Annotated in this window: 16 protein-coding genes and 1 pseudogene; 9 read left to right on the forward strand and 8 right to left on the reverse strand. The window is 62.4% G+C overall.

The features are described from left to right. Position 1 precedes the first annotated feature (1 nt). The 5 genes from ABD056_RS04910 to ABD056_RS04930 all read left to right on the forward strand — a co-directional run bounded on the left by ABD056_RS04910 (position 2) and on the right by ABD056_RS04930 (position 4,500). Entirely contained in the window at positions 2-388 is a 387-nt protein-coding gene (locus ABD056_RS04910; protein ID WP_343864964.1) for a DUF6362 family protein, read from the forward strand. A 430-nt stretch (positions 389-818) separates the two neighbouring features. After that, positions 819-2,243: a site-specific DNA-methyltransferase gene (locus tag ABD056_RS04915; protein ID WP_343864966.1), complete on the forward strand. Its 1,425-nt coding sequence runs from the start codon at positions 819-821 to the stop codon at positions 2,241-2,243. Continuing rightward, entirely contained in the window at positions 2,230-2,679 is a 450-nt protein-coding gene (locus ABD056_RS04920) for a D-Ala-D-Ala carboxypeptidase family metallohydrolase (protein ID WP_343864967.1), read from the forward strand. The genes ABD056_RS04915 and ABD056_RS04920 overlap by 14 nt, the downstream gene beginning before the upstream one ends. After that, complete coding sequence (locus ABD056_RS04925) at positions 2,672-3,934, forward strand: site-specific DNA-methyltransferase (RefSeq protein WP_343864969.1); 1,263 nt, start codon at positions 2,672-2,674, stop codon at positions 3,932-3,934. The genes ABD056_RS04920 and ABD056_RS04925 overlap by 8 nt, the downstream gene beginning before the upstream one ends. Continuing rightward, a complete protein-coding gene (locus tag ABD056_RS04930; RefSeq protein WP_011886399.1) occupies positions 3,931-4,500 on the forward strand; it encodes a group I intron-associated PD-(D/E)XK endonuclease in 570 nt (189 codons plus the stop codon). The genes ABD056_RS04925 and ABD056_RS04930 overlap by 4 nt, the downstream gene beginning before the upstream one ends. Positions 4,501-4,507: 7 nt before the next feature. On the opposite strand, the gene ABD056_RS04935 is transcribed toward ABD056_RS04930, so the two are convergent. The 8 genes from ABD056_RS04935 to ABD056_RS22895 all read right to left on the reverse strand — a co-directional run bounded on the left by ABD056_RS04935 (position 4,508) and on the right by ABD056_RS22895 (position 7,460). After that, on the reverse strand, positions 4,508-4,786 hold the full coding sequence (locus ABD056_RS04935) for a type II toxin-antitoxin system RelE/ParE family toxin (RefSeq protein ID WP_011886398.1): 279 nt from the start codon (positions 4,784-4,786) through the stop codon (positions 4,508-4,510). Continuing rightward, a complete protein-coding gene (locus tag ABD056_RS04940) occupies positions 4,786-4,995 on the reverse strand; it encodes a TA system antitoxin ParD family protein (RefSeq protein ID WP_011886397.1) in 210 nt (69 codons plus the stop codon). Before ABD056_RS04940 ends, ABD056_RS04935 begins: the two co-directional genes overlap by 1 nt. Before the next feature lie 61 nt (positions 4,996-5,056). Continuing rightward, positions 5,057-5,539 carry a hypothetical protein gene (locus tag ABD056_RS04945; protein WP_343864975.1) on the reverse strand — a complete coding sequence of 161 codons (483 nt, stop codon included), beginning with the start codon at positions 5,537-5,539 and terminating at the stop codon, positions 5,057-5,059. After that, a complete protein-coding gene (locus ABD056_RS04950) occupies positions 5,536-5,799 on the reverse strand; it encodes a hypothetical protein (RefSeq protein WP_343864977.1) in 264 nt (87 codons plus the stop codon). The genes ABD056_RS04945 and ABD056_RS04950 overlap by 4 nt, the downstream gene beginning before the upstream one ends. 106 nt (positions 5,800-5,905) lie before the next feature. Further along, on the reverse strand, positions 5,906-6,256 hold the full coding sequence (locus ABD056_RS04955; protein WP_343864979.1) for a hypothetical protein: 351 nt from the start codon (positions 6,254-6,256) through the stop codon (positions 5,906-5,908). Beyond that, positions 6,240-6,599, reverse strand: coding sequence for a hypothetical protein (locus tag ABD056_RS04960; RefSeq protein ID WP_343864981.1), 360 nt, complete (start codon positions 6,597-6,599; stop codon positions 6,240-6,242). Before ABD056_RS04960 ends, ABD056_RS04955 begins: the two co-directional genes overlap by 17 nt. Beyond that, entirely contained in the window at positions 6,596-7,162 is a 567-nt protein-coding gene (locus ABD056_RS04965; RefSeq protein ID WP_343864982.1) for a DUF3489 domain-containing protein, read from the reverse strand. The genes ABD056_RS04960 and ABD056_RS04965 overlap by 4 nt, the downstream gene beginning before the upstream one ends. A 7-nt stretch (positions 7,163-7,169) precedes the next feature. Beyond that, on the reverse strand, positions 7,170-7,460 hold the full coding sequence (locus ABD056_RS22895; protein WP_425545007.1) for a DUF6900 domain-containing protein: 291 nt from the start codon (positions 7,458-7,460) through the stop codon (positions 7,170-7,172). A 155-nt stretch (positions 7,461-7,615) separates the two neighbouring features. Here ABD056_RS22895 and ABD056_RS04975 point away from each other — a divergent pair, with 155 nt between their 5' ends. The 4 genes and pseudogenes from ABD056_RS04975 to ABD056_RS04990 form a co-directional block, all read left to right on the forward strand. Next, entirely contained in the window at positions 7,616-8,197 is a 582-nt protein-coding gene (locus tag ABD056_RS04975) for an elements of external origin (RefSeq protein ID WP_343864984.1), read from the forward strand. A gap of 2 nt (positions 8,198-8,199) precedes the next feature. Continuing rightward, positions 8,200-10,164 (forward strand): phage terminase large subunit family protein, encoded by a 1,965-nt coding sequence (locus tag ABD056_RS04980; RefSeq protein ID WP_343864987.1) that lies wholly within the window; start codon positions 8,200-8,202, stop codon positions 10,162-10,164. A gap of 12 nt (positions 10,165-10,176) precedes the next feature. Further along, positions 10,177-10,311: a hypothetical protein gene (locus tag ABD056_RS04985; protein ID WP_343865045.1), complete on the forward strand. Its 135-nt coding sequence runs from the start codon at positions 10,177-10,179 to the stop codon at positions 10,309-10,311. 126 nt (positions 10,312-10,437) lie between these two features. Next, positions 10,438-11,397, forward strand: a pseudogene (locus ABD056_RS04990) (IS481 family transposase); the annotation flags it as partial. Positions 11,398-11,431: the final 34 nt, after the last annotated feature.

Consider the following 11,431-nt stretch of genomic DNA (forward strand, 5'->3'; position numbering starts at 1 on the left):
TGTGGCCCGCAACCACTGGACGATTGAGGACGTGGCAGCCCGCTTCGAAGAGGCCGCCAGCACTGGGCGACGCCTGCCCCCGGTGCGGGTACAAGGCTATTTCAACACTTGGCCGGCCTTCGTCCGCCAAGAGTGGGAGGCATTCGCAGCCGACGAGAAGGTCTACCGCGCGTACCCACCGAGCCCCGAGGCCATCGACCGGATGCTGGAGACGATGCGCTGGGTGCAGTGGCTGGAAGTCGAGCAGCGCCACCTGGTTTGGATGCGCTCGAACCGCTATCGCTGGGAGCAGATCGGTCGGCGGTTTGCCTGCGCGGCAAGAACTGCGCAGCGGCGGTACGACGCCGCTATTCATCTGGTCGTTCTGCACCTGAACAAGGGGCACTGATTGAAGTCGCGGCAAATCGAAGACGGGCGCGGGGTGGTGGGGGATGGTGATGACAGATGCCAAAACACCCCCTGTCGCGTTTTGCCCGGTTTGGGCCTACAGTTTCAGCTATGGTCAGGACAGCGGTGTGAGCAGCGGGCGTGATCTTCCGACCGTAACCTTGCACCCCGACAGATGCGAAGTGATGCAAACGCCTGATGGCTGGTGCCAATCAGATGAATGCGGAGTCCTGCGGACAATCGATGGGTCCTTCCTGGCCAAAACGGTATGCGGGGGGCAACAGCGCGAGATTTCGATAGCGTCTGCCCTTAAAAACAGGTTACCACCCGGCCAGGTTACCGGCCTGTGGTTACCACCGCTCCTGACAGTTACCACCCACTGAATATTTCCAACCCGCCCGGCGGCAACGCTCGGCGGGTTTTTCAATTCCATGACGCCCAACCTGCAGATCGAATACCGCCCGATCGATGCGCTGCTGCCCTACGCGCGCAATCCGCGCACGCACTCGCCAGCGCAGATCGACAAGATCGCGGCCAGCATCGTGGAGTTTGGCTGGACTCAGCCCATCCTGGTCGATGGTGACAACGGGATCATCGCAGGCCACGGACGCCTGGCGGCGGCACGTAAGCTGGAATTGGCCGAAGTGCCGGTGATCGAGCTGGGCCATTTGAGCCCGGCGCAGAAGCGCGCCTACGTGATCGCCGACAACCGCTTGGCCTTGGACGCCGGGTGGGACGATGAACTGCTGGCGCTTGAACTGGCGGAGCTGTCTGAGGCCGGGTACGACCTGCTGCTGACCGGTTTCGAGGATGACGAGCTGGCCAAGATGCTGGCCGATCTCGGTGACGCAGATTCGCAGATACCGGAGCAGGAATCGGATTCGGAAGCAGACGACGAAGTACCCGAGCCTCCCGAGCAGCCAACCAGTCGCGTCGGCGACGTCTGGCAGCTGGGCCCGCATCGCCTGATCTGCGGCGATGCCAGCGATCCATCGGTGATCGCCAACCTGATGCAGGGCGAGCAGGCCAGCCTGTGTTTCACATCGCCCCCTTACGGCAACCAGCGCAACTACACCTCTGGCGGCATTGCCGACTGGGATGGCCTGATGCGCGGCGTGTTTGCGCAAGTACCCATGGCCGCCGATGGCCAGGTGCTGGTCAACCTCGGGCTGATCCACCGCGACAACGAGTTCATCCCCTACTGGGACCAGTGGCTCGATTGGATGCGGACACAAGGCTGGCGGCGTTTTGCCTGGTACGTCTGGGACCAGGGGCCAGGGATGCCCGGTGACTGGCAAGGACGCCTGGCCCCCAGCTTTGAATTCATCTTCCACTTCAACCGGCAAACGCGCAAACCCAACAAGACCGTGCCCTGCAAGTTTGCCGGTCAGGAAACGCACCTGCGCGCCGACGGATCCTCGACCGCGATGCGTGGCAAGGATGGCCAGGTCAACGGCTGGACCGCTGCCGGCCAGCCGACGCAGGACTGCCGAATTCCCGACTCAGTGATCCGGGTCATGCGCCACAAGGGAAAGATCGGCAAGGACATCGATCACCCGGCCGTCTTTCCGGTGACGCTGCCGGTGGAGGTCATCGAGGCCTACACCGATGAAGGTGAGGTCGTGTTTGAGCCCTTTGGCGGCAGCGGCACCACGCTGATGGCCGCCCAGCGGACAGGGCGTATTGGCCGCGCGGTGGAGATCGCGCCCGAATACGTCGACGTGGCGCTGCTCCGTTTCCAACAGAACTTCCCTGGCGTGCCGGTCACCTTGGCCGCCACCGCAGAACCCTTTGAGGTTGTTGCTCAACAACGCAAAGCCGAGCATCGACAAGAGAGCGAACATGCAACTGTCTGAACATTTCGAACTGGCCGAGTTTCTGGTCTCAGAAACGGCGGCTCGCCGTGGCATTGCCAACGAGCCCACACCCGAGGTCATCGAGAACCTGCGTCGGCTGTGTCAATCGGTACTGCAGCCGCTGCGCGTTCACCTCAAGCGCCCGGTGGTGATCACCTCCGGCTACCGCTCGCCAGCGCTGAACCGCGCCATTGGGGGCAGTCCGACCAGTCACCACATGCAAGGGCGTGCGGCTGACCTCATCGTGCCAGGTATGACGCCGTTGCTCGTGTGCCAAGCCGCCCACCAGTTGAAGCTGCCCTGCGTGCAGATCATTCACGAGTTCGGACGGTGGACCCATCTGGCAGTGGCGATCTCGAATGAGCGCACCCAGTTGCTCACGGCCAAGCTGGCGCAGGGCAAGACCATCTACGAAGCGGGGCTGGTCCATGTCTGAACCCTGGCTCTCTACCCACATCGAACGCTGGCCGACTGCCAAGCTCGTGCCCTACGCCCGCAACGCCCGCACCCATTCCGAGGAGCAGGTGGCGCAGATTGCGGCATCCATCGTCGAGTTCGGGTTCACCAATCCGATCCTGGCGGGATCCGATGGCGTGATTGTCGCCGGTCATGGACGGTTGGCCGCTGCGCAAAAGCTGGGCCTGGACACCGTGCCGGTGGTCGTGCTCGATCATCTGACACCCACCCAGCGCCGCGCGCTGATCATTGCGGACAACCGCATTGCAGAAAACGCCGGCTGGGACGACGCCATGCTGCGCATCGAGTTGCAGTCGCTGCAGGAAGATGGATTCAATCTCGACATCACCGGCTTCGATGCCGACGCGCTGGCCGAGATCATGGCGGGCGAAGAGACCACGGTCGATGGCAATACAGATGAGGATGCCATTCCAGAACTGAGCGAAACAGCCATCAGCCGACCCGGTGACGTGTGGATTCTTGGCAATCACCGGCTGGTTTGCGGTGATGCTACGCAGCCATTCAGCTACGAGCAGTTGCTCGCCGGGCAACGCGTTCAGATGATCTGGAGCGACTTGCCCTACAACGTCAACTATGCCAATAGCGCGAAAGACAAATTGCGTGGTAAACACCGACCCATCCTGAATGACAACTTGGGCGAGGGCTTTTACGACTTCGTCTTTGATGCGCTCTCGCTGATGCTGCCCCACTGCGATGGCGCGGTCTACATTGCGATGTCCTCCAGCGAACTTGACACGCTACAAGCCGCGTTTCGCGCGGCCGGTGGAAAGTGGTCTACGTTCATCATTTGGGCCAAGCACACCTTCACCCTGGGCAGAGCGGATTACCAGCGTCAATACGAACCGATCCTGTATGGCTGGCCGGAAGGCAGCAGTCGGCATTGGTGTGGCGATCGCGATCAAGGTGACGTCTGGAATATCAAGAAACCTGCCCGCAACGATCTTCATCCCACGATGAAACCTGTCGAGTTGATGGAACGTTCAATCCGCAATTCGAGCCGACCAGGCGATGTGGTCCTCGATTGCTTTGGCGGATCCGGCAGCACGCTGATCGCCGCTGAGAAATCGGGGCGCCGCTGCTTCATGATGGAGTTGGAGCCGAAGTACTGCGATGTCATTGTTCGCCGTTGGCAGGAATTCAGTGGCGGCAAGGCTATCTCTGAATACAGCCAACGCGTCTTCGACGAGGTCACAATCCAGGAGGCTCCGGCGTGATCAGGCAGCTCAGCTTCTTGGATGTGGCTGAGCCCAAGGACCACGGCTTGATCGACGAAAGTGCTGTTGTTCGGCACCACAACCTGCGGGTCAGCGCCGAAATGGAGATTGGCCGAGCGGGTGAGTATTTGGTGATGGCAGATTTGCTGCTCAATGGTTGGGTAGCGTACCCGACATCACAAGGCGTGCCGTATGACATTGCTGTTGACATCGGCCAGCGGGTGATCCGGGTTCAGGTAAAATCCACCAAGACGCCCAAGACACCCGGTTCGCTCAACCGCGGCTCTCCGCTGTATGTGTTTCACACCCGTCGAGCTGGAAAAGGTGGGCGACGGCGGTACAGCAGCGATGATTTTGATGTGCTGGCATTGGTCGCCCTGGATCGCCGGCTGATTGCCTACTATGCATTGGCCGATACCCACAACGATTGCATTGCGCTGCGCGTACCCGGGGTCCGCTATGGTGATGGTGGCGTCAAGTGCCGCTACTTTGAGGATGCGAAATTCGAATTCGCCCTGGATAGCGTTTTGATGAGACAACGACAGGAGGCATTGTTCGCCTCCTGAGTCCATGTCAATGCTCGGTGCGTTTGAGGTCGCGGTAGAAATTCTCGTGCGGGCCAACCATCAGCAACTTGAGCGTGTTCTCATCCAGAATGCGGTAGGCAAGCAGGCACAGCAGGTTGCCCATACGGAACTTGTAAACCTGCACGCCAGCCAGATCGCCGACTTTGGTTTCACCGGCTTCCGGCTGGCCGACAATGGTTCGAACTGCCTCGTCAAGCGCGGCTTTTTGCTGCTTGTGCAGCTTTTTAACGGCGCGCTCGAAGGTCGGTGTGACAAGGACGCGCATCAGCCGAACTGGTACTCACCCACGGGTTCTTCCTGGTCAGCGATCAGGATGTCGCGGATGACGCTGAACGGAAGATCGGGGTTTTCTGCGGCGATCTTGCCGATCTGAGACCAGTATTCGATTTGCTTGGGCACCGAGCGGTGCTCGATGGTGCCATAGCGCTTGGCGGTCTCAACCAAGGCTTCGGGCAGTTTGACATTGATGGCCATACGAACCTCCTTTGAATGGGTCTATGATAGCCCATAAGGGACCAAAATGGAACATGTGCTGTCAGTCGGCCAGGGCCTCTTCGACAATCTCGCAGTGAATCACAAAGCCCGTCAGGTAAGGCAAGCCCTTGGGAATCCCGTGCTGCTTGCTGGTCAGGCGACCGATGCTCCAGCCCATCCAGCGTTGGGTGGCGGCGTGGATCGCCTCCTGCAGATTGGCGCCGGCGTGCAGACCGTTGAGCACATCGTCGGCAAAGTGGCGGCCATGGCGGCTGTCCAGGAAGGCGCGCACCGAGTCCAGTGGTTGGTAGGTCGCGTCCGAGATCGCCGTCATCGCTATTGGCCAGGCGGCTTCGGCGTGCTCGCCGAGGGTCCCAAATAAGCCCCACGACTCATTTTGAGTTGCAGGAATTTTTGCTTGCTGGGTGGTGGTCATCGTCGGCTCCATGTCTGCGTCTGTTTCTGTGTTGGCGATGACTCCATTGACGCGCTGTAGGGCATGGAAGCCAAGGCTTTCTCGATCATTTTTCGAGAGCGTGATCATTTTGCGACGCTGGCCAGTTCGGCCTGTGCGTTGGCGATCAGGTCCAGGCGCAGGTTGGGCGTGATGTTGCAGGCCAGGGCGTTGAGCGCCCAGTTCATCACCTGCGATTTGTCGTGCGGCGTCTCGGCCATGTCGAGCCGCTCGATGTAGTGATCCAACTCGCGCAGACTGCGCTCCAGGGTGGATCGGGCGGTGAGCAAGGCGTCTTTGGCCTTTTGCTCGGTCATCTGGCGCATCAAGGTGTCGAGGTCGAGGGTCATGGTGGGGCTTCCGTTCAATCGTTTGGCGATGACCCCATTGACGCGCTGTTCCGATGCAAAGCCAAGGCTTTGATGGAAGAAGATGAACAGCGTGGCGGCAGAGCCACTAGCCCAGCCGGGCCGCGTAGCGGGCGTAGTCGCCGCCAGACGGGTCGACATAGAGGTACGGGCGTCCTGGGGCGTGAACTTCCACGCACAAACGTCCCTGGCCGACATAGCCACCCTTGCCCGCCAGCCAGTCGCGCGAGACCAGCAGGTTGGCGGCGAAGCCATCGAACTCCTCGGGTGTCATGGTCCGGGTCTCGGTGACGTAGACGATGTAGTCGCCGCTGGCGCTCATGTCCCTGAGGTTCTCGGGCTTGCGCGCAAAGGGCAGTCGGATCCCGAGCTGCTCGACCTGAATCTCCTGGCCCTCCCACTGGAGGGTCAAAGGGGTGCGTTCAATGGTGATGGACATGCTGGGCATGACGGGCCTTTCTGGATTGATTTGAGACTTGGTTGGTTGCTTGGTACTTGGGGCTGGCGACCTTGGCCTGCAAGGCTTCGACGCCGGCCAGTGCGAGGGTCAGCACAGCGTTGTGAAACGCCGCTTCGGCCAAGCAGGGCGCAAGCCGTGCGTCTTCGAGCAGGCGGTCGATGGCTGGTGCCACCCTGGCGCGCATCGCGGCACACACGGCCTCCTGGCGCGCCGGGCTGGCGCTGCGGATTTCGGGGCAAAGGCTGATCAGGGTGTGAAACGTCTGGTCGGCCAGGCGCTGCCCGAGTTCATCGAGGCGCGCCAAGTTGGGGCGGGCGTTCATGCAGCCTCCGAATTGATAGCGGTAGCGGTGCCCGCGGACGCGGACTCGATGCGGTAAACGCGCTGACCACCGGCCTCCTTGGCTGATGTGATGGTCAGCCCCAGGCGTTTCTTGAGCGTGCCGGCCAGGGTGCCGCGCACGGTGTGCTGCTGCCACCCCGTGGCCTCCATGATCTGCGCGATGGTGGCGCCCTCGGGGCGTTGCAGCAGGCCAATGACCAGGGCCTGTTTGCTGTCGGCGCGGGTGCGAACCGGCTTGTCCTTGGCAGGTTGTTGCCAACTGGCCTCTGCACTGGCGACATCGGCCTCCAGTTCCGGATCGTCCAGCGTGATGGTCGGTGGCAAGGCGCCCGGTCGGGGCAGGCCCAAGGCGTCGTAGCCCTCGGCAGCCACCACCCAGTCATCGCCGTCAGGCGTGATCAGGGCGCGTTTGAATAAGCTTTCGAGCACTTTGGCGCGAGCGCCGCCCTTGATGTGCTCGGGGAACCAGGCGATCTTGCCGCCGCTGTGTTGTACGGCGTGCTCCAGGATGGCCTGCTGGTTGAGGTTGAGTGCGGTGGTCATGGCGCCCTCACGCTTGCAGGGCAGCGGCGCTGCCGTTGCCGCTGATTCGATTGGCTGCGGTGGCCTTGTGCGTGCGCTGCACGGCCTGCTTTGGGCTTCCGCCGGCGGCACGCAATCCAGCATCAAACGCGGCTTGCAAGGCGCTCTTGACACCCCAGACGCTCACGTCATGGAAGTCCAGGCGGTCACTGTGCTGGGTCACCAGCGTTTCGATAAACAGGTGGTCCAGGGCAATCGATTCGAGCAAGAGCTCGATCTCGTCCGGGGAGAGTGCGGTGGTTTGCTTGGGTTTGGCCATGTGTGGCTCCTTGGTGGGTTGCTTGTCAATCGACATCCGCATTCACGCGCTGTGCGCCCCAGAAGCCAAGCGCTTTTTATTCCCGGGTGATTCACTCGCCTTTGCCTGACCCATACCTCCAGGAGGCCACCCACTTGCACTGAGTAGATCAACACATGGGACTGTCCATTCGCGCCTATGCGCGCCACCGAGGCGTGTCGCACGTGGCCGTCAAGAAGGCCATCGACACCGGGCGCATCAGCCAGCTGCCGGACGGCACCATCGATCCGGTGGTGGCCGATGCCCAGTGGGCAGCCAACACCACGCCGACCCGGCGGTCGGTGGCAGATGTCGCCAGTGACAAACCGGCCCCGCAGGTTTCCGTATCTGCCCGCGAGGCTCCGCAAGCTTTCGCGCGACCACCACGCGAAACGGCAGAGTCACCCACCCCGGCGCTGTCATCGGGCGGCACGTCGCTGCTGCAAGCCCGCACCGTCAACGAGGTGGTCAAGGCGCAGACCAACAAGGTGCGCCTGGCACAGCTGAAAGGCGAACTGGTCGACCGCGCCCAGGCCGTGGCCCACGTGTTCAAGCTCGCCCGGGCCGAGCGCGATGCCTGGCTCAACTGGCCGGCACGCATCTCAGCGCAGATGGCTGCTGGTTTGGGGGTGGAGCCGCATGCCCTGCATGTGGCACTGGACGCCGCCGTGCGGGAACAGTTGCAAGACCTGGGCGATGTGCAACCCAAGGTGGACTGATCATGGATGAGCTGTATTACGAAGGCTGGGACGCGATCGAGCGTGCCTGGCGCGAGGGCCTCACGCCCGACCCGCTGCTCACGGTATCCGAATGGGCCGACAAGCACCGGGTGCTCTCCAGCAAGGCGGCCTCCGAGCCCGGGCGCTGGCGCACCAGTCGCACGCCTTATCTGCGCGAGATCATGGATTGCTTGTCGCCCATGTCACCGATCGAACGCGTGGTGTTCATGAAGGGGGCACAGGTGGGCGGTACGGAGTTAGGCCTGAACTGGGTCGGTTACGTGATCCACCATGCCCCGGGCCCGATGATGGCAGTGTGGCCCACCGTCGAGATGGCCAAGCGGGCCTCCAAGCAGCGCATTGACGCGCTGATCGAGGAAAGCCCTGCCATCCAGGAACGCATCGCCCCGGCGCGCAGTCGGGACTCAGGTAACACCATCCTCGCCAAAGAGTTTCACGGCGGGGTGCTGGTGATGACCGGCGCCAACAGCGCGGTGGGCCTGCGTTCCATGCCGGTGCGCTACCTGTTCCTCGATGAGGTGGATGGCTACCCGCTGGATGTGGAAGGTGAAGGCGACGCGATCTCGCTGGCCGAAGCGCGCACCCGCACCTTTGCCCGGCGCAAGATCCTGATCGTCTCGACCCCGACGATCGCCGGGGCCAGTGCGGTGGAGAGCGAGTTCGATGCATCGGACCAGCGCCGCTACTTCGTGCCGTGCCCGCATTGCGACCACCGCCAGTGGCTGCGGTTTGAGCAGCTTCGCTGGGAGCGTGGCCAGCCAGAAACAGCAGCCTACATCTGCGAAGGCTGTGGGGAGCCGATTGCCGAGCATCACAAGACCTGGATGCTGGACAACGGACAGTGGCAGGCCTGCGCGCCAGATCAAGCTGGGCGCACGGCCGGGTTTCATCTTTCCAGCCTCTACAGCCCGGTGGGCTGGCGCAGCTGGATCGAGATCGCGCGGGCCTGGGAATCGGCTGCGATGTCAGACAGTCGATCGGCGTCGGCCATCAAGACCTTCAAGAACACCGAACTGGGTGAGACCTGGGTCGAAGAAGGCGAAGCGCCCGACTGGCAGCGCCTGCTGGAACGCCGAGAGGACTACCGAATCGGTACCGTGCCTGCGGGCGGCCTGTTGCTCACTGCCGGTGCCGACGTGCAGAAGGACCGCATCGAAGTCTCGGTCTGGGCCTTCGGGCGCGGCAAGGCCGCCTGGCTGGTGGAGCACCGGATCCTGATGGGCGACACGGCGCGAGCCGAAGTTTGGTCAGCATTGGCGAAGCTCATGGGCGAGACCTGGACCCACTCCAGCGGTTGCCAGCTGAGCCTGGCGCGCCTGGCGCTCGATACCGGATATGCCACCCAGGAGGCCTACGCCTTTGTACGCAGCGTGCGCGATGCGCGGCTCATGCCGATCAAGGGCATTGCTGGAGGTGCGGCGCTGATCGGCACCCCCACGGCGGTGGACGCCACCGCCAGCGGCAAGAAGCTGCGCCGAGGCATCAAGGTGTTCCCGGTTGCGGGCGGCATCGCCAAGCTGGAGTTCTACAACCACCTGCGCCAGAGCGCGGAGGTGGCCGACGACGGCGTGACGGTGACCTACCCGGCCGGTTTCGTCCACCTGCCCAAGGTCGATGCCGAATACCTGCAACAGCTCTGCGCCGAGCAGCTGATCACCCGGCGCGACCGCAACGGATTTGCCCACCGCGAGTGGCAAAAGATGCGCGAGCGCAATGAGGCGCTCGACTGCTACGTGTATGCCCGTGCTGCTGCTGCGGCCGCAGGGCTCGACCGCTTCGAGGAACGCCACTGGCGCGAACTGGAGCGGCAACTGGGGCTGGCCAGTCCGCCAGCCCTTGAAACACCTACTGAATCGATCACCGAGGCCACCCATCGAGGTGGCCTGGGTGTTTCTGGCAACCGCAACACCGGCCGGCGCGTGATCAAGAGCCGCTGGCTGTCCTGACGAGGAGACGCTATGTCACTGACCACCCGCATCGAGAGCCTGGTCATCCGCGTCGCGCAGGAGTTCAACGACGTCCGCGCCAAGGCCGGCAATCTCGCCAACCTCACCACCACCGACAAGTCCAGTCTGGTGGCGGCCATCGCCTGAATTAAGCCGCGCCGCGAAGCGGCGTCGGCTTGAATGAATTGTTAGATGTCGTGTCTCGGATGATTCGTTGACTGGACGACGCCGTGGTTTACTCTTGGCCCGAGAGGTCATGCTGGAGCTGAAACGATGCATCTGAGGCTGCACAAGAACGCCACCACGACACCCAGGATCCGCGCCGAGATCCAGGTCAGCAAGGAGCCCATGAGGGTTCTGGCCCAGCGCTTTGGCGTGAGTGTCTCCACCATCGCCCGCTGGAAGAAGCGTGCATCGGTTCATGACGCCTCCCATACCCCTCATCGACTGCAAACCACGCTGACGCCGGCCCAGGAGTCCATCGTGCTCGTCTTGCGTAAAAGCCTGGGCCTTTCGCTGGATGACCTGCTGGCAGTCGTACGCGAGTTCATCCATCCGACCATCTCACGCGCTGCCTTGCACCGCATGCTCAAACGCCATGGAGTGTCGGCGCGCGAGGCATTGAGCGTGGATCGCCCCAGGACCAAGCCGTTCAAGGCCTACGAGCCCGGCTTCGTCCACATCGATGTGAAGTACCTGCCGCAGATGGCGGACGAAACCACGCGGCGTTACCTGTTTGTGGCCATTGATCGCGCCACCCGCTGGGTGTTCGTGCGTGTCTATGCCAGCAAGAGCGCTACCAACGCCCGGCGCTTCCTGAAGGAATTGCACAAGGCCGCTGCCTTCCGTATCCGAACGATCCTGACCGACAACGGCAAGGAATTCACGGATCGCTTCATCACACGGGGAGAGCGTACGCCGACCGGCAGGCATCAGTTCGATCAGCTCTGCGAGGAGCTAGGCATTGAGCATCGCCTGACCCGCCCAAAACACCCGCAGACCAACGGCATGGTTGAACGCTTCAACGGGCGCATCGCCGACATCCTGCGCACCCATCACTTCCATTCCGGCGAAGAACTTGAGGCCACCATCCTGCGGTATGTCTGGCTGTACAATCACCAACTGCCACAGAAAGCCTTGGGGCATGTCAGCCCCATCCAGGCCATGAAACAATGGCAGCGATCACACCCCGAACTGTTCAACAGACGTGTTACCAATCAGCCGGGACACGACATGAATCAACTCAAAAAGGTTTTGCTTGGCTCGG

The organism is Caenispirillum bisanense (assembly GCF_039523075.1).
Taxonomy (GTDB): domain Bacteria; phylum Pseudomonadota; class Alphaproteobacteria; order Rhodospirillales; family Rhodospirillaceae; genus Caenispirillum; species Caenispirillum bisanense.

Bases quoted from the DNA above. Each gene is read 5' to 3' on its own strand.
- ABD056_RS04915 (WP_343864966.1), top strand. From the start codon at position 819: ATGACGCCCAACCTGCAGATCGAATACCGCCCGATCGATGCGCTGCTG.
- ABD056_RS04920 (WP_343864967.1), top strand. From the start codon at position 2,230: ATGCAACTGTCTGAACATTTCGAACTGGCCGAGTTTCTGGTCTCAGAA.
- ABD056_RS04925 (WP_343864969.1), top strand. From the start codon at position 2,672: ATGTCTGAACCCTGGCTCTCTACCCACATCGAACGCTGGCCGACTGCC.
- ABD056_RS04935 (WP_011886398.1), bottom strand. From the start codon at position 4,786: ATGCGCGTCCTTGTCACACCGACCTTCGAGCGCGCCGTTAAAAAGCTG.
- ABD056_RS04940 (WP_011886397.1), bottom strand. From the start codon at position 4,995: ATGGCCATCAATGTCAAACTGCCCGAAGCCTTGGTTGAGACCGCCAAG.
- ABD056_RS04945 (WP_343864975.1), bottom strand. From the start codon at position 5,539: ATGATCACGCTCTCGAAAAATGATCGAGAAAGCCTTGGCTTCCATGCC.
- ABD056_RS04950 (WP_343864977.1), bottom strand. From the start codon at position 5,799: ATGACCCTCGACCTCGACACCTTGATGCGCCAGATGACCGAGCAAAAG.
- ABD056_RS04955 (WP_343864979.1), bottom strand. From the start codon at position 6,256: ATGTCCATCACCATTGAACGCACCCCTTTGACCCTCCAGTGGGAGGGC.
- ABD056_RS04960 (WP_343864981.1), bottom strand. From the start codon at position 6,599: ATGAACGCCCGCCCCAACTTGGCGCGCCTCGATGAACTCGGGCAGCGC.
- ABD056_RS04965 (WP_343864982.1), bottom strand. From the start codon at position 7,162: ATGACCACCGCACTCAACCTCAACCAGCAGGCCATCCTGGAGCACGCC.
- ABD056_RS22895 (WP_425545007.1), bottom strand. From the start codon at position 7,460: ATGGCCAAACCCAAGCAAACCACCGCACTCTCCCCGGACGAGATCGAG.
- ABD056_RS04975 (WP_343864984.1), top strand. From the start codon at position 7,616: ATGGGACTGTCCATTCGCGCCTATGCGCGCCACCGAGGCGTGTCGCAC.
- ABD056_RS04980 (WP_343864987.1), top strand. From the start codon at position 8,200: ATGGATGAGCTGTATTACGAAGGCTGGGACGCGATCGAGCGTGCCTGG.
- ABD056_RS04985 (WP_343865045.1), top strand. From the start codon at position 10,177: ATGTCACTGACCACCCGCATCGAGAGCCTGGTCATCCGCGTCGCGCAG.